This window comes from Sphingomonas sp. SORGH_AS_0870, assembly GCF_031453175.1.
In the GTDB taxonomy this organism is placed as follows: domain Bacteria; phylum Pseudomonadota; class Alphaproteobacteria; order Sphingomonadales; family Sphingomonadaceae; genus Sphingomonas.
Map to the genome: position 1 here is coordinate 3,469,343 of NZ_JAVIYW010000002.1, position 14,771 is coordinate 3,484,113.

The following is a 14,771-nucleotide window of genomic DNA, read 5'->3' on the forward strand; positions in this document are numbered from 1 at the left end:
CGGCGGGAAGGAACGGGATCAGCTGCCCCGATAGGTGGAATAGCTGTAGGGCGAGACGAGCAGCGGCACGTGATAATGCCCCCCCTCCGGCGCGATGCCGAAATCGATCGTCACCCGGTCGAGAAAGGGCGGATCGGGCAGTTCCACTCCGGCGGCGCGGAAATAGTCGGCGACCGCGAAGCACAATGCATGGCGTCCCGGCGAAACCGGCACGGCGGCCAGCGCGGGACAGCGCCCATCGGCATTGGTCACGCCATCGAACAACCGCATTGCGTCGCCGTCGAGCAGCGTGACGGCGATGCCCGCCGCCGGCCGGCCATGCGCGGTGTCGAGAACATGGGTGGACAGGGTCGCACTCATGCCACCGCCCCCGTGCGCGGCCATGCCCCGATGAATTCGGGCTCGTCATAGTCGAGATAGGCGGCGATCATCGCATCGCGGTCGTCGAGGAACAGCTGGTCGGCCACCCCCGCCACCAGCCGGGGCAAGGCGTGGCGCAGTCCCGACAGCGCGGAGGCCGACAAGCCGAGACTGATGAGCCCCGAATAGTTGAACGCGAACAGCCCGTGCAGCGCCGCCGCATCGTCGGGCGTGCGCGGCAATAGCTGGAATTGCGGCCCCAGATAGGGATGCGCATCGATCAGCGGATGCGACGCCTCCGCCGGGCGATAGCGGTCGGACCAGCGCGCGATGCCGTCGGCGACCAGTGCCAGTTCGGGGCGCAACGCAGGATCGGTGACCAGCCCGGTCGACAGGACGAGGAAGTCGAACGTCTCGGTCCCGCGCGGGGTGGTGACCGCGACCGCGTCGCCGGTATCCGCCACGTCCAGCCAAGGCGTGCCGAGATGCAGGTGAAAGCCGGGCAGCGCCGACGCGCGGTCGAACGTGTCGTTGGTCGGCGGCTGGCTGCGGTCGAAAAAAGCGACCATCATTCGGTATTTGGCGGCATCGTCGAGCGCGGGGAAGCGGCCGATGATCCCGCTGCGCTCCATATGCCGGATCGGATTGACGCGCGGCAGTTCCGGGCGGCGGACGAAGACATGCGCCTCGGCCACCCCGGCGGACAGCGCGGCATGGGCATTGTCGAACGCCGAGGCCCCCGCCCCCAGCAACGCGATGCGCTTTCCGGCCAGCCCCGCATAGTCGATCGCCGCCGAGGTATGGGCATAGCGGTTCGCGGGCAGCCGATCGCGCACCAGTTCGGGCACATGCCAGTTGCCGCCCCCCTGGATGCCGGTCGCCAGCACGACCTTGCGCGCGAGCAGCGGCGCACCGTCGGCGAGGTGGACGCGGAACCGCCCGCCCAGCGGCTCGATCAGCGTCACCCGCGCCTCGTTGCGCACGGGCAGGTTCAGGACGGCGCGATACCAGCGCAGATAGGCCATCCAGTCGCGGCGCGGGATCTTCTCCAACGCGTCCCATCCTTCCGCCCCATGCTGCGCTTCCCAGAAAGCGCGGAAGGTCAGCGAGGGGATCCCCAGGTCGATCGCGGTCAGGTGCTTGGGCGTGCGCAGCGTCATCATCCGCGCATAGGTGTCCCACGGCCCCTCATAGCCCGCCGGGTTTTCGTCGAGGACGAGGATGTTCGACACGCGCTCGCGCAGCAGCCCGAACGCCGCGCCCAGCCCGCTCTGCCCGCCGCCGACGATGATGACGTCATGGACATGGCCCTCCGCCATGGGCTGAGGCACCGTCCAGGCGGGGCCGCCATGCGCCAGCCGTTCGAGATCGGTCGCGACCTGGTGGGCCAGGGCGGCCAGGCCGATGGGTTGGGTCATGCCAGGGTCTCCAGTCGCAGGCGGACAATATGGCCGATCTCAGCCAGCGCGGTTTCGACCTCGGCCTCGCGGTCGTTGCCCAGCCGCTCGGCCATGGCGCGCAATATGCCCGCCCGGTCGGTCCGCCGGACACAGATGACGAAGGGAAAGCCGAATCGCTCACCATAGGCGGCGTTCAGCGCATGGAAGCGCTCGAACTCTTGCGGGGTCATGCGGTCCAGCCCGGCCGAGGCCTGCTCGCTGCGCGACTCCTCGGTCAGCGTACCCGCGATCGCGGCGCGCCCCGCCAGTTCGGGATGGGAGCGGATCACCGACAGCCGCTCCTCGGGCGTGGCGTCGGCGAGCACCGCCACGATTCCCTCCGCCAGATCGGCAAAGGGCCGCCGCGCCGCCGCGCGTTCGACCACCCAGGGCGAATGCTCGACCACGCTCGCATAGCGCGCGACGAAAGCCTCGCTCGACATAGCATTGAAATCGCTATCGGTCATGATCCCGCCCCCTCGATCGAGACATGCGCGGCGACGACCTTCCACCCATCGGGAAAGCGCACCCAGGTCTGGCTCTGCCGCCCGCGCCGGGCATCGCCTTCGCGGAAGAATTCGGCGTTGGCGGTGGCATGGTCGCGGCCGAAGCTGTGGATGGCGACCGTTCCGAGCCGACGTTGCGGCGATCCGCCCCGCCCCTTGCGAAAGGCGCGGATGGCCTCCGCGCCATACAGCACCTCGCCCACGCCATAGCGGATCGTGGTCGGATGATCGTGGAACAGCCGGTCCATCGCGGGCACGTCATCGGCCATCAGCGCGGCTTCATAAGCGGTGAAGGCGGCCATGACCTCGGCCACCACCTGCGGATCGTCGATCATCATCTCGGGCGTCATGCCGGGTGCACCTGTTGCCAGTGTCGCGCGATATCGATGCGGCGCGCGATCCACGCGTCGCCGCTGGCGATCACATGATCGACGAAGCGGGCCAGCGCCGCCGCGCGGCCGGGCCGTCCGACGATACGCCCGTGCAAGCCCACCGACATCATCCGCCCGCCCTCGGCCCGCAATTGCTCGAACGTGTCGCGCAGATAGCGGAAAAAGGGTTCGCCATCGGCAAAGCCGTTATAGGCGACGAACTTCATGTCATTGGCGTCGAGCGTATAGGGCACGATCAGTTGCGCCCGCCCGCCATTCGCCCCGGCATGGCGACGATCCCAATAGGGCAGGTCGTCGGCATAGCTGTCGGCGTCATAGACGAACCCGCCCTCGGCGGCGACCAGCGCGGCGGTCGCGGGCGAGGTGCGCCCCTGGTACCAGCCCAGCGGGCGCGTGCCGGTCAACCGCGTGTGCAGCGCGATCGCCTCGGCGATATGCGCACGCTCCACCTCGGGCGGGACATATTGATAGTCGATCCAGCGATAGCCGTGGCTGGCGATCTCCCAATCGGCGGCCAGCATCGCGTCGACCGCCGCCGGATTGGCGGCCATGGCGGTGGCGACGGCGAAGGCCGTCACCGGCACCTGTCGCTCGGCGAACAGCCGGTGCAGCCGCCAGAAACCGGCACGCGCGCCATATTCGTACAGGCTTTCCATCGCCATGGCGCGCGCGGGATGGCTGGCCGCGCCGACCATCTCCGACAGGAACGCCTCCGACCCGGCATCGCCGTTCAGGACGCTGTTCTCCGCGCCTTCCTCGACATTGACGACGAACTGCACCGCGACGCGCGCGCCGCCGGGCCAGCGGGGATCGGGCGGCGACGCGCCATAGCCCACCAGATCGCGCGACGCGGTCATGCGGCATAGCTTTCGAGCGCGGCATCGACCCCGGCGCCGGAGGGCAATGCCATCCCCTCGGCCCGCAACACCGCCTCCAGCGCGGCGAGCGTCAGCAGCACCTTGTGCTTCATCGCGTTGTAGCCCATCGCGCCGATCCGCCAGACCTTGCCCTGGAGCGGGCCGAAGGCAGTGCCGATCTCGATCTCGAAATCCTCGCGCATCCGGGCGCGCACCCGCTCGCCGTCGACGCCGGGCGGGATGACGATGCCGGTGACGTTGGTCATGCGGAAGCGATCGTCGCCGAACACCTCCAGCCCCAGCGCGCGGGCCCCGGCCACCACCGCCCGGCCCGCCGCCGCATGGCGCGCGAACCGCGCCTCCAGCCCCTCGCCCAGCGCCACGCGGGCGCATTCGCGCGCGCCGTAGAGCATCGTCGTCGCTTCGGTATGGTGGTTCAGCCGCTTCTCCGACCAATAGTCCATGATCATGGCGAGGTCGAAATAGTTGGTGCCGATCCGCACCCCGCCCGCATCGACAATGTCGTCGCGGCGAATGCCCTTTTCGACATGGCGACGCCCCAGGATGCGCTCGGCGGCGCGGGGCGAGACGGTGATCGGGGCCGATCCCGACGGACCGCCCAGGCATTTCTGCAAGCCGCCGGTGACGATGTCCGCCCCCCAGCGGTCGGCGGCGATCTCCATCCCGCCGATCGTCGCGGTCGCATCGACATAGAGATACGCGCCCGCCGCTTGTGCCAGCGCCCCCACCCCGTCGAGCGGCTGCGCCATGGTGGTCGAGGTGTCGCCATGGACGCAGGCGACCACCATCGGCGCGGTCCGCTCGATCGCGGCCGCGATGGCGTCGAGCGGCACGGTTTCACCCCAGGGGACCGACAGCCGCTCGACCTGCGCGCCGATCCGCTCGCCAATCTCCTGCAACAACAGCCCGAAGCGGCCGAAATCGACGACCAGCAGCCGGTCCCCCGGTGCGAGCAGCGACACCAATGACGCCTCGATCGCCGCGCGCGCGGTGCCATCGATCAGGAAGGTCCAGTGGTTCTCGGTCCCGAACACCGGACGGTACAGCGCCATGACCTGGTTCATATAACCGGTCATTTCCGGATCGAACTGGCCGAGCAGGTCCGCACTCATCGCGCGCAGCACGCGCGGATGGGCATTGACCGGCCCCGGCCCCATCAGCAGCCGCTGCGGCGGATCGATCTCGCCAAATAGATCAGGCGTCACGATAATCTTCTCCCAATCGGTCGATAAAGCCGCGCATCGCGGCAAAGGCGGCATCGGCATCGGCCGGGTCGACATGTTCGGCCGGGTTGTGGCTGATCCCCCCGGCACAGCGCAGGAACAGCATCGCGACCGGCCCCAGCGCGACCATCGCCATCGCGTCATGCCCCGCGCCTGACATCAGCCGCCGCGAGCCCTGCCCGGTGGCGACGACCGCCGCGTCGAGCAGATCCATCAGTCCCGGATCGCATGGGCATGGCGGCAGGTCGTGGACCGTCGTGACGGTGAGGGTCACGCCCCGATCGCGCGCGATGACGTTCATAGCCTCACCGATCGCGGCGGCGGCGCGGTCGCGGCGGTCGGTCGCGCCTGCGCGAATGTCGATGGTGAAGCGCACCTCGCCCGCGATCACGTTCGCCGCCCCCGGCGCGACCTCGATCCGGCCGACCGTCGCGACCAGGTCGGACGCGGCGGCGACCGCAATGTCCTCGACCGCCGACACCATGCGCGCGGCGGCGGCCAGCGCGTCGCGGCGCAAGGGCATGGTGACGGTTCCGGCATGGCCCGCGACGCCGTTTACCGTAACCTCTAGGCGGAGTTGCGCGGCGATGCCGGTCACGACCCCCAGTGCCAGCCCCTCGGCCTCCAGCACCGGCCCCTGTTCGATATGCGCTTCCAGATAGGCGAGCATCGTGCCCGGCGCGCGACGTGCCGTGGCGAGCGCGGCGGCCTCGCTGCCGAACTCACGCAACGCGGTATCGACGCAGATCCCCGCCGCATCGGCCATGTCGGCTGCGCCCGGCGTCAGCGTGCCCGCCACCGCGCGGCTGCCCAGCATCGCGGCGGGAAAGCGCGACCCCTCTTCGTCGCCGAAGCCGATCACCTCGATCGCGAAGGGCATGCGACGTCCCTCGGCATGAAGCGCGGCGACGCATTCGATGCCCAGCATCACGCCCAGCGGCCCGTCATAGGCCCCCGCATCGCGCACGCTGTCGAGATGGCTGCCGATCACCAGCGCGGGCGCGTCCGGGCGCGTGCCCTCATAGCGGCCGATCAGGTTGACGGCGGCGTCATGGCGGACCGACATGCCCGCCGCCTCCATCCATGCCCCGACGCGTTCGATCGTCGCGCGATAGGCAGGCGTCAGCCAGCCGCGAAACAGCCGGTCCGCCCGGTCGCTATAGGGTGCCCGCGACAGCTCGAGACAGCGTGCCACCGCGCGCGCGCCGGATGCGGTCGTCGTCACCATGTCGCCACCATGCCGTCGCTGCGCGGATCGGCCGCGCCCTCGATCATCCCGCCGGGATGGCGCAGGATCGCCCCGGCATGGCCCATCATCGACGACCGGCCGGGTACGCGTTCGACCGCATGGCCCGCCGCCGCCAGTCGGTCGTACAAGGCCGGGTCGAACCCCGCCTCGATCTTCAGCGTCGTGCTCTGGTCGCCCCAGGTCCGCCCGAGCAGCCAGCGCGGGGCGTCCACCGCCGCCTGCAGGGGCTGGCCGAACAGCGCATGGCGAGTGAAAATCGCCGCCTGGGTCTGCGGCTGTCCCTCGCCCCCCATCGTGCCGTACGCCATGACCCGGCCATCGTCGAACCGCGCCAGCGCCGGGTTCAGCGTGTGGAAGGGTCGCGCACCGGGTCGCAGCCGGTTGGGGCCGTCACCGTCGAGCGCGAAGGAGCATCCCCGGTTCTGCCACACGATGCCGGTCCGGGGCAGGACGATGCCCGATCCGAACTCGAAATAGGTGCTCTGGATACAGCTGACGACCTGGCCGCGCGCATCGGCCGCGCCGAACCAGGTGGTATCGCCCAGCGCCGGGGGATGCGGCCATGGCGCGGCGCGGTCGGGGTCGATCGCCCCCGCCATGCGGTCCAGCGCGGCGGCATCGCGCAGCAACGCCTGCGCATCCTGCGTCATCGTCGCCGGATCGCCGACATGCGCGTCGCGCCAGCGGAACGCCTGCTTCGTCGCCTCGACCAGCCGGTGGACATGGTCGAACCCATCGGCCTCACCTGCGCGCAGCCGGTCGAACAGCGCCAGGATCAGCAGCGACGCCACCCCCTGCGTCGGCGGCGGCAGGTTGAACAGGCGCGCCCCGGTGATCGCCACCTCCAGCGGCGCGACATTGCGCGCGTCGAAGGCGGCGAGGTCGGCCGCCGCAAGCGGACTGCCGAGCTGGGCGAGGTCGTCGGCAATTATCTGTGCCAGCGCGCCGCGATAGAAGCCGTCCAGCCCCTCCCCCGCCAATCGCTCCAGCGTCGCCGCCAGCGCGGTCTGGCGGAGCAGGTCCCCCTCGACCAGCGGACGGCCTTCGGGTTCGAAGATGGATGCATAGGCGCCGGGCAGGTCGCGTAGTGCGGGCGACGCGGCGGCTGCAACCTGCGCTCCGCCCGCCGTAACGACCACGCCGCTCCGCGCGTGATGGATGGCATCGCGCAGCAGCCGGTCGAGCGGCAGGGTCGCACCGCTCTGCGCCAGCGCCGCCTGCCACCCCGCGACGGTCCCTGCCACCGTGTTCGCCGCCAGGGCCCCGCGCCACGGAATGGTCGCATGGTCGCGGTACAGCGCGCGGTCCGCCGCCATCGCCGCCGCGCCGCAGCCGTCGATCGCCCAGGTCCGGCCGTCCGGCTCGGCCACCAGCCAGAAGCCGTCGCCGCCGATCCCGGTCATGTGTGGATAGACGACGGCGAGGCAGGCGGCCGTCGCCACCGCCGCCTCGACCGCGCTGCCGCCCTCGGCCAGCACGTCGCGCCCGGCCTGGGCCGCCAGATGGTGCGGGGCGCTGACCATGCCGCGCAGGGAACGAGGGGTCGCGCGCATCATGCCGCCTCCGCCAGACGAGGAACGGGCGGACAGGCCACCAGCCCCGCCGCGACCAGCGCCGCCGCCGTCTCGAACAACAGCGCCTCACGCCCCGGCGCGGCGATCAACTGCACGCCGATCGGCAGCACCCCCTCGGCCTGGGCCAGCGGCACCGAGAGGATCGGCACCCCCGCCAGGCTCAGCGGCTGGGTGTGCAGGCCCAGATCGGCGCGCGCGGACAGCGTCTGGCCGTCGATGACGATCGTCGTCGCATCGATCCGGGGCGCGGGCATCGGCGTCGCGGGGGCCAGCAGCAGGTCATGCCCGGCCAGCGCGTCGGCGACCTCGGTCACGAAGCGCGCCGCGACCGCCTCGGCATCGCGGACGGCGGCCACCGGCTGGAGCGCCCCCGCGATCAGCCGGTCGCGCGTCGCTGGATCGAACGCCATTGCGTCGCGGCGCAACGCGGGCAGGTGGCGATGGCCACCCTCGGCCCCGGTCAGCAGGAAACCGGCGGACCGCGCGGCGGCGGCATAGCGCAGCACGACCGGCGGCCCCGCCTCCAGATGCGCGGCGATCCGATCGATCCCGGCAAGCACGGCGGCATCGGCCCGCCCGGCGAACCATCCGCCCAGCGCCGCGACGCGAGGACGCCCGCCCGCGAACGGCGGCAACGCCTCGCCGAGCATCACCGCATGGGCGAGCGCCATATCCTCGGGCGACCGGGCGAAGCACCCGACCGTGTCGAGCCGCTCGACAAAGGGATAGACGCCCTCGACCGACAGCGCGCCGAAGCTCGGCCGCAACCCGAATATCCCGCACAGGCTGGCGGGCACGCGGATCGATCCGTTGGTATCCGATCCCAGCGCCAGCGGGACCAGCCCCGCACCGACCAGCGCCGCTGACCCGCCCGACGAACCGCCTGCCAGTCGATCGGGATCATGCGGGTTGCGAGTGGTGCCGTAATGGGCATTCTCGGTCGAGAAGCCATAAGCGAACTCGTCCATATTAGCCGTCGCGACCAGCACCGCCCCCGCCGCACAGAGCCGCGCGACGACCTCGGCATCACGCGCCGCCGCCGGTGCCAGCACGCGTTGCCGGGCACCGGCGGTGGTCGTCTCCCCGGCGACGTCGAACAGGTCCTTGACCGCGAAGGGCACCCCTGCGAGCGGACCGGGATCGCGTCCGGCGGCGACCGCCGCGTCGACCCGCGCCGCATCGGCCAGCGCCCTCTCCCGCAGCAATCGGGTGGCTGCGTTCAGGCCATCGTTCCGCGCGATCCGGTCGAGCGTGTCGATCGCGACCTGCCGGGCCGATAGCCTTCCCTCGCGAACCTGGGCGGCGATGGCGCAGGCGGTTTCGGGCACCGCGCTCATTCCGCGTCCTCCGCCAGAGCTTCGCGCACGACGGCATGATGCCGCGCCAGCAATTGCTGGTTGGTGACGACACCGTCCAGTGCCGCTGCCGGAAGGGCCAGCCCCAGGCGTTCGGCCTGAAGCATGGCTGCGTTGCGTTCGGCTTCCGTCGGCTGCGTCATGCTATCGTCTCCCTATCGCTCGGCGCGCGGTCAGAAGCTGTACCGCACGCGGCCGATGACGGTGCGCGGCGGAATCAGCTGATCGAAGGTGGCGTTGACGCCGAACACGTCGGTGAAGCGCGTGCTGATGCCGTCGGTGTCGAACAGGTTCTGCGCGCTCAGGCTGACATCCCAGCCGCCGCCGAACCGGACGCCGCCGGTCAAGTTGACCTGATTGTAACCGGGAATGCGGTCGATCGCGGGATTGTTGAACACGCGCGCCTGCATCGCGCCGCGCCGGATGAACAACCCGGACGCATAGCCGCGCAGCCCGTCGCCGAACTGATGGTCCCAGTTCACGCCCGCCGTGGCGCTGAATGCGGGCGTCTTGGCGAGTTGGTTGCCGTACAAATCGCCGATGACCGCCGCGCGGGCCAGCGTCACGGCGGGCGCGAAGATGCTGAGCCGCTGGTTGACGACCAGGTTGCGCTCCGCCGCCGTCGCATTCACGCTGTCCAGCGCGCGGGCATGGCCGCTGACCTTGCTGTCGAGCAGGGTCAGGCCGGTGTTGAACCGCAGGTCGCGGCTGGGCGCGAAGGTCACTTCGGCTTCCGCGCCGAGGATACGGCTGCGCGGGATATTGGCCACGCCGCTCGACCGGTTGCGCGGGTCGCTGGTCATATATTGCAGGTCGACATAGTCATAGCCGAACCCGGCCAGATTGGTGCGCAGCCGCCCGTCGAGGAAGTCGGCCTTCAACCCCAGCTCATAGGCGTCGATGCGTTCCGGGCGGAAGGTGCGGAACACCAGATCCTCAGCCACGTCGGCAATGCCATAGGTCAGGTTGTTGCCGCCCGGCTTGAACCCACGCGTATAGGAGGCATAGGCCATGCGATTGCGGCCCAGGTCGAACTCCACCGCCGCGCGCCCCGTCACCGCCGTCCCCTGCGACGTGATCAGCGCGGTCGGTCGGCCGGTCGACAGGGTGAAGAAGTTATAGTTGCGATTGGTCGCCCGGTCGTCGGTATAGCGCAGCCCGCCGGTCATCCGCAGCCGGTCGGTCGCATGCCATGTCGCCTGTCCGTAAAAGGAGAAGGAGCGGCGCTCGGGGAAGAAATCGCTCTGGAAGCCGATGTCCCCGGCGGGCGGCAGGCCGTTATTGGCGACCGCGTTGAACGGATCGAGCACCCCGTTGCGGTTGCGATCCACCCGCTCGAACGAATGCGCCTCGATCTTCTGCTGGAACCAGAAGGCGCCGAGCACCCAGTCGACGCTGCCGAACAAAGGCGTGCGCGACACGAGGTTCAGTTCGGAGGTATAGGAGCGATGCGCCTGGTCCTGCCGCTCGTAGAAGCTGCGCTCGACGGCCAGCGGCCCCACCAGCGCCACGTCGGAAAAGTCGTTGTCGCGATATTTGCGGACATCCTCGCGCTGGTGGCTGCCCAGATATTTGACGGTGAAGCCCGGCAGGTCCCAGGTCGCGACCAGGCTGTACAGTTGCGAGCGCAGGAACAGGTGCGACGGCGAGTCCTGCGCCAGTTGCCGGTGGCCGTCCGCGTCGCGGCGCGGGGTCGGATCGAGCAGACCGAAGCGCGCGGGTCCGTTGGTGTCGCTGCGGAATTGCTGCGCGGTCAGGTCGATATGGAAATTGTCGGCGGGTTTCCACAGCAGCTGGAACCGCCAGGCGGCGTCGTTGCGCTGGTCCAGCTTCTGCCCCAGCCGGATGTTCGTCGTGGTGCCGTCCTGCTTCAGCCAGCTCCCCGTCGCGCGCACCGCCATCGTCGATCCGATGGGCAGGTTCACCGCCGAGCGCAGGTTGCGATAGTCGAACGACCCATAGGCCGCATCGACATAGCCCTCGGTCCGGTCGAGCGCGGGCGCGACCGTGACCAGATTGATCGCGCCGCCGGTCGAGTTCTGGCCGAACAGCGTCCCCTGCGGCCCGCGCAGCACCTCGACCCGCCCCACATCCAGGAAGTTGCCGCCCAGCGCGAAGGGCGACACGATATAGACGCCGTCCTGGTGATAGGAGACGGACGGCGCGGCGACGTCATTCTGGTTCGCCTCCTGCCCGACGCCGCGAATGGAGAGCGTGGTGCGCTCCCCCTCGGCATTGCCGACGGTCAGGCCGGGGGCCAGCGCGCTCAGGTCCTGGAAGGTGTTGATGTTGTTCGCGACCAGCGCATCGCCGGTCAGCGCGGTGATCGCCTGCGGCACCTGCTGCAACCCCGCCTCGCGCTTTTCGGCGGTGACGACGATGTCGGGCAGATATTCCTCCTGCGCCGCATCCGCCGGCGTCGCCGGCGTGGCGACCTGCGCCGCGCACGGATCGGTCAGCAGCGTCGCGCAAGACAGCAGCAGCGACCATTTCGTCCAGTTCATCATTTGCCCCCGCACCTGATTTCGCATGGGCCGGGCGCCGTTCCTCAACCGTCCGCCGGATGATGTCGCGCGGCGCCGCCCGCTTTCGAGGGCTGTGTTAGCGCCGACAAATGGGGCGGCAGAAGCGCAATATTCCGCCTCGAGCGCGCGCATTTTTCGCTCACCCTTTGGGCTGGTCAGTCGAAGCTCTGCCGCTCGAACCTATCCAAATCGCGTTCGAGCCGTGCCTCCAGCCGCGCCTTGACATGGGTCGCGGTAAAGGCGCGGCACGCGGGGGTATCGAGGCGATCACAGGCCGCGACACGCGCCCCGCCCGCACGGTCGCGCCACAGGCTGTCCCCCGGCAGGAAGGAATAGTGCAGCGAGTCGCGCGCCATCTGCTTGAGGTCGGGGTAGCGCAGCTTCTGCTCGGTCACTCCGCGAAGATATTCGTTGGTCATGTCGCTGCGCGAGACGCCCTCGTCATCGGTCGACAGGACCACCGGCACGCCCGCCTGGCGATAGAGCGACAGCGGATGGTCGCGCCCCTTCACGCCCAGGATCACCGCGTTGCTGGTCAGGTTGATCTCCACCGCCACCCGGTCGCGCGCCATGCGGGCGAGCAAGGCGCGGGCATCGGTTTCATAGGAAATGTCGACACCATGGCCGATCCGGCGCGCGCCCGCGACCTCCACCGCGTCCCGGATATGAAAGGCCAGGTCGCGCGGGGGGACCAGCCCCAGTGTCAGTTCGCCCGCGTGCAGCGACAGCGGAACGGCGGGATAGCGCGCCTTCAGGAAGCGCAGCATCCGCATGTGCAGCGCATAGTCGCGCAGCGCGACCGGATCATGTTCGGGCGCGACGATATTGACCGCCACGAAGCGCGGGTCGCCCTGCGCCAGCGCAAATCCCAGCGCGAGTTCGGCGAAGACCTGCACCGGCGGCCGGGTGCGGATGGCGGCATATTGATACCGGATTTCCGTGGCGCAGGCGGGCTTCGGGTTGGCCGTGGCGCAACCGTCGATCGATGCCATCTCCGCCTCATAGGCGTCATATTCCGCCCGCGTCGCCTGCACCGCGCGGGGCAGTTCGGGCGCGATCCTGGCATAGAGCGCGGCCAGATCGCCCACATCGCCTTCCCCGACCTTGGCCAGCAAGGGCTGCGTCGCGGCCGAGCCGGTGCTCAACTCGGCATAGGACACGCCATCGGCGGCGGCCTGCTGGCGCGCCAGGGCGAGCACCTTGCCGCCATGCCGTGCAGCGATCGGCCAGAAGGCACCGAAGGTGGCAAAGAATCGATCATAGCCGGATATGCGCGGATCGCCGGTCCCGGCTTCGAAGCCACGCGTGGAGAAGGCGTCGACAAAGGCGGCATAGCGCGGATAGTTGCGGACCAGATCCGCCGCCGCGACCCGGCCGGGCGCGTCGCAGGGTGCGGGCGCCACCCCGACGGGATCGGTCGACAGGCACAGTCCCTCCGCCGCCGCCCATTGCAGCATATCCTCGGCATAGACCGCGCCGCCCGCGTGATTGTGCAGGTCGCCGCCCTTGGGCATGACTTGCAGGAACATGCGCAGCCGTGGCGGGCTGTCCGCGATACGGTCCAGATAGGCGGCGGTCCGTGCCTCGGGCGATGTCGGTGCGGCCGCCCCGCCGAGCATCGCCGCCGCCAGCACCAGCATCGCGCAGGTCCCACCGGCGCGCCCGCGCCTGCCCCTGCGACCGTCATTGCAACGGGCGTTCATTCGCTATCCCCCTTGATGATGCCCGCCTGTCTAGGGGGCGGATTCCGCTCCGCCCATCGCAATATCCGGCACGTCGCGTTGCCTTAAACCGCGCGCGGGGCGTACCAAGGGGTGCGCTCATTTTTGCAACGATCTATCCCGTTCATTGATGTAGATCGGTCGGGCGGTGAATGGCATGACGCCCGTGAGGCGGATTTCGGGGGACACAATGACAGATAGGGCAGCGACAGAAGGACCGGCATCGACCGCGCTGGAACGCCGTTTCCTGTTGCGCGAGCGCGGCACTTCGCTGCGGACGGAGGTGCTGGCGGGAACCACCACGTTTCTGACCATGGCCTATATCGTGCTGGTGAACCCCGCGATCCTGGGACAGGCGGGGATGCCGGTCGCGGCGGTCGCCGCCGCCACCTGCTTCGCCGCCGCCTTCGCCTCGATCCTGATGGGGATGGTCGCCAATGTGCCGCTGGCGCTGGCGCCGGGCATGGGCCTGAACGCCTATTTCAGTTTCACCGTCGTCCAGCAGATGGGCATCCCCTGGCCGGTCGCGCTGGGGTGCGTGCTGATCTCGGGCGTCTGCTTCCTGATCCTGACGCTGACCGGGGTGCGACAGCTGATCGTCTCGGTCATTCCGTCGCATCTGTTCGCGGCGGTGGCGGGCGGGATCGGGCTGTTCATCGGTTTCATCGGGCTGAGGAATGCCGGGATCGTCGTCGCCAGCCCCGCGACGCTGGTGACGCTGGGCCCGTTGACCCAGCCGGGCGCGGCGCTCGCGCTGCTGGGGCTGTTGCTGATCGCGATGCTGAGCATCTGGAACGTGCGCGGCGCGATGCTGATCGGGATCGTCGTCACCACCGCCGTCGCCTGGATGACGGGCCAGGTCACGGTGAAGCCCGAGCCCTATAGCCTGACCATGCTGACCGAGACCGCGTTCCGCATCGACCTGCCCGGCGTGTTCGGGGCGGGCGGGCGGCACGGGCTGGGCCTGTTCGAGATATTGTTCGTGTTCCTGTTCGTCGACCTGTTCGACAATATCGGCACGCTGGTCGCGGTGACCAAGCGCGCCGGGCTGATCGACGCGGCGGGTCGGATTCCCGGCCTGAACCGCATCCTCCTGACCGATGCGGTGGCGACCATGGTCGGCGCGGTGGCGGGCACCAGCACCGTCACCAGCTATGTCGAAAGCGCGGCGGGGGTGCAGGCGGGCGGGCGCACCGGGCTGACCGCCATCGTCACCGGCCTGTTGTTCCTGCTGATGATGTTCGTCGCGCCCTATGCGCAGCTGGTGCCGCTGGCCGCCACCGCGCCCGCGCTGATCGTCGTCGGCGGGCTGATGCTGCTGCCGCTGGCCGAGGTGAAGTGGGACGATCCGCTGGCGGCGATCCCGGCTTTCCTGACCGTCGCGATGATCCCGCTGACCTTCTCCATCGCCAATGGCCTGGCCTTCGGCATCACCGCGCATGCCATATTGAAGGCGGCGCGCGGACAGGCGACGCGGGCCGACTGGTTCCTGTTCCTGCTCGCCGCCCTGTTCGTCGCGCGCTTCGTCTGGATGGGAGCGGCGTGAGGC

13 protein-coding genes are annotated in these 14,771 nt (G+C 69.7%); 1 reads left to right on the forward strand and 12 read right to left on the reverse strand.

Features of this window, described 5'->3' with window-relative positions:
• Positions 1-18: 18 nt before the first annotated feature.
• From uraH to QE363_RS16135, 12 genes are all read right to left on the reverse strand, one after another.
• Positions 19-360 carry a hydroxyisourate hydrolase gene (gene uraH, locus QE363_RS16080; protein WP_309696872.1) on the reverse strand — a complete coding sequence of 114 codons (342 nt, stop codon included), beginning with the start codon at positions 358-360 and terminating at the stop codon, positions 19-21.
• On the reverse strand, positions 357-1,778 hold the full coding sequence (locus QE363_RS16085; RefSeq protein WP_309696874.1) for an NAD(P)/FAD-dependent oxidoreductase: 1,422 nt from the start codon (positions 1,776-1,778) through the stop codon (positions 357-359). The genes uraH and QE363_RS16085 overlap by 4 nt, the downstream gene beginning before the upstream one ends.
• Positions 1,775-2,266, reverse strand: coding sequence for a 2-oxo-4-hydroxy-4-carboxy-5-ureidoimidazoline decarboxylase (gene uraD, locus QE363_RS16090; protein ID WP_309696876.1), 492 nt, complete (start codon positions 2,264-2,266; stop codon positions 1,775-1,777). Before uraD ends, QE363_RS16085 begins: the two co-directional genes overlap by 4 nt.
• Positions 2,263-2,643 (reverse strand): oxalurate catabolism protein HpxZ, encoded by a 381-nt coding sequence (hpxZ, locus tag QE363_RS16095; protein WP_309698226.1) that lies wholly within the window; start codon positions 2,641-2,643, stop codon positions 2,263-2,265. The genes uraD and hpxZ overlap by 4 nt, the downstream gene beginning before the upstream one ends.
• Positions 2,644-2,651: 8 nt before the next feature.
• Positions 2,652-3,554, reverse strand: a complete 903-nt coding sequence (puuE, locus tag QE363_RS16100) for an allantoinase PuuE (RefSeq protein WP_309696878.1) — start codon at positions 3,552-3,554, stop codon at positions 2,652-2,654.
• Entirely contained in the window at positions 3,551-4,732 is a 1,182-nt protein-coding gene (locus QE363_RS16105) for an alanine--glyoxylate aminotransferase family protein (protein ID WP_309698227.1), read from the reverse strand. Before QE363_RS16105 ends, puuE begins: the two co-directional genes overlap by 4 nt.
• A 37-nt stretch (positions 4,733-4,769) precedes the next feature.
• Positions 4,770-6,026, reverse strand: coding sequence for an allantoate amidohydrolase (locus QE363_RS16110; RefSeq protein ID WP_309696880.1), 1,257 nt, complete (start codon positions 6,024-6,026; stop codon positions 4,770-4,772).
• Positions 6,020-7,603 carry a gamma-glutamyltransferase family protein gene (locus tag QE363_RS16115; RefSeq protein WP_405053193.1) on the reverse strand — a complete coding sequence of 528 codons (1,584 nt, stop codon included), beginning with the start codon at positions 7,601-7,603 and terminating at the stop codon, positions 6,020-6,022. Before QE363_RS16115 ends, QE363_RS16110 begins: the two co-directional genes overlap by 7 nt.
• Positions 7,600-8,958: an AtzE family amidohydrolase gene (locus tag QE363_RS16120; protein WP_309696882.1), complete on the reverse strand. Its 1,359-nt coding sequence runs from the start codon at positions 8,956-8,958 to the stop codon at positions 7,600-7,602. The genes QE363_RS16115 and QE363_RS16120 overlap by 4 nt, the downstream gene beginning before the upstream one ends.
• Positions 8,955-9,119, reverse strand: coding sequence for a hypothetical protein (locus QE363_RS16125; RefSeq protein WP_309696884.1), 165 nt, complete (start codon positions 9,117-9,119; stop codon positions 8,955-8,957). Before QE363_RS16125 ends, QE363_RS16120 begins: the two co-directional genes overlap by 4 nt.
• 30 nt (positions 9,120-9,149) lie before the next feature.
• The gene (locus QE363_RS16130; RefSeq protein WP_309696885.1) at positions 9,150-11,483 is read right to left on the reverse strand and encodes a TonB-dependent receptor; all 2,334 of its coding nucleotides are present in this window, start codon (positions 11,481-11,483) and stop codon (positions 9,150-9,152) included.
• Positions 11,484-11,656: 173 nt separating this feature from the next.
• The gene (locus QE363_RS16135; RefSeq protein WP_309696887.1) at positions 11,657-13,204 is read right to left on the reverse strand and encodes an adenosine deaminase; all 1,548 of its coding nucleotides are present in this window, start codon (positions 13,202-13,204) and stop codon (positions 11,657-11,659) included.
• Between the two features lie 208 nt (positions 13,205-13,412).
• Here QE363_RS16135 and QE363_RS16140 point away from each other — a divergent pair, with 208 nt between their 5' ends.
• Complete coding sequence (locus QE363_RS16140) at positions 13,413-14,768, forward strand: NCS2 family permease (protein WP_309696889.1); 1,356 nt, start codon at positions 13,413-13,415, stop codon at positions 14,766-14,768.
• The last annotated feature ends 3 nt before the right edge of the window (positions 14,769-14,771 follow it).

Bases quoted from the DNA above. Each gene is read 5' to 3' on its own strand.
- QE363_RS16110 (WP_309696880.1), bottom strand. From the start codon at position 6,026: ATGGTGACGACGACCGCATCCGGCGCGCGCGCGGTGGCACGCTGTCTC.
- QE363_RS16120 (WP_309696882.1), bottom strand. From the start codon at position 8,958: ATGAGCGCGGTGCCCGAAACCGCCTGCGCCATCGCCGCCCAGGTTCGC.
- QE363_RS16140 (WP_309696889.1), top strand. From the start codon at position 13,413: ATGACAGATAGGGCAGCGACAGAAGGACCGGCATCGACCGCGCTGGAA.
- uraH (WP_309696872.1), bottom strand. From the start codon at position 360: ATGAGTGCGACCCTGTCCACCCATGTTCTCGACACCGCGCATGGCCGG.
- QE363_RS16105 (WP_309698227.1), bottom strand. From the start codon at position 4,732: ATGGGGCCGGGGCCGGTCAATGCCCATCCGCGCGTGCTGCGCGCGATG.
- QE363_RS16125 (WP_309696884.1), bottom strand. From the start codon at position 9,119: ATGACGCAGCCGACGGAAGCCGAACGCAACGCAGCCATGCTTCAGGCC.
- puuE (WP_309696878.1), bottom strand. From the start codon at position 3,554: ATGACCGCGTCGCGCGATCTGGTGGGCTATGGCGCGTCGCCGCCCGAT.
- QE363_RS16130 (WP_309696885.1), bottom strand. From the start codon at position 11,483: ATGATGAACTGGACGAAATGGTCGCTGCTGCTGTCTTGCGCGACGCTG.
- QE363_RS16135 (WP_309696887.1), bottom strand. From the start codon at position 13,204: ATGAACGCCCGTTGCAATGACGGTCGCAGGGGCAGGCGCGGGCGCGCC.
- uraD (WP_309696876.1), bottom strand. From the start codon at position 2,266: ATGACCGATAGCGATTTCAATGCTATGTCGAGCGAGGCTTTCGTCGCG.
- QE363_RS16085 (WP_309696874.1), bottom strand. From the start codon at position 1,778: ATGACCCAACCCATCGGCCTGGCCGCCCTGGCCCACCAGGTCGCGACC.
- QE363_RS16115 (WP_405053193.1), bottom strand. From the start codon at position 7,603: ATGATGCGCGCGACCCCTCGTTCCCTGCGCGGCATGGTCAGCGCCCCG.
- hpxZ (WP_309698226.1), bottom strand. From the start codon at position 2,643: ATGATGATCGACGATCCGCAGGTGGTGGCCGAGGTCATGGCCGCCTTC.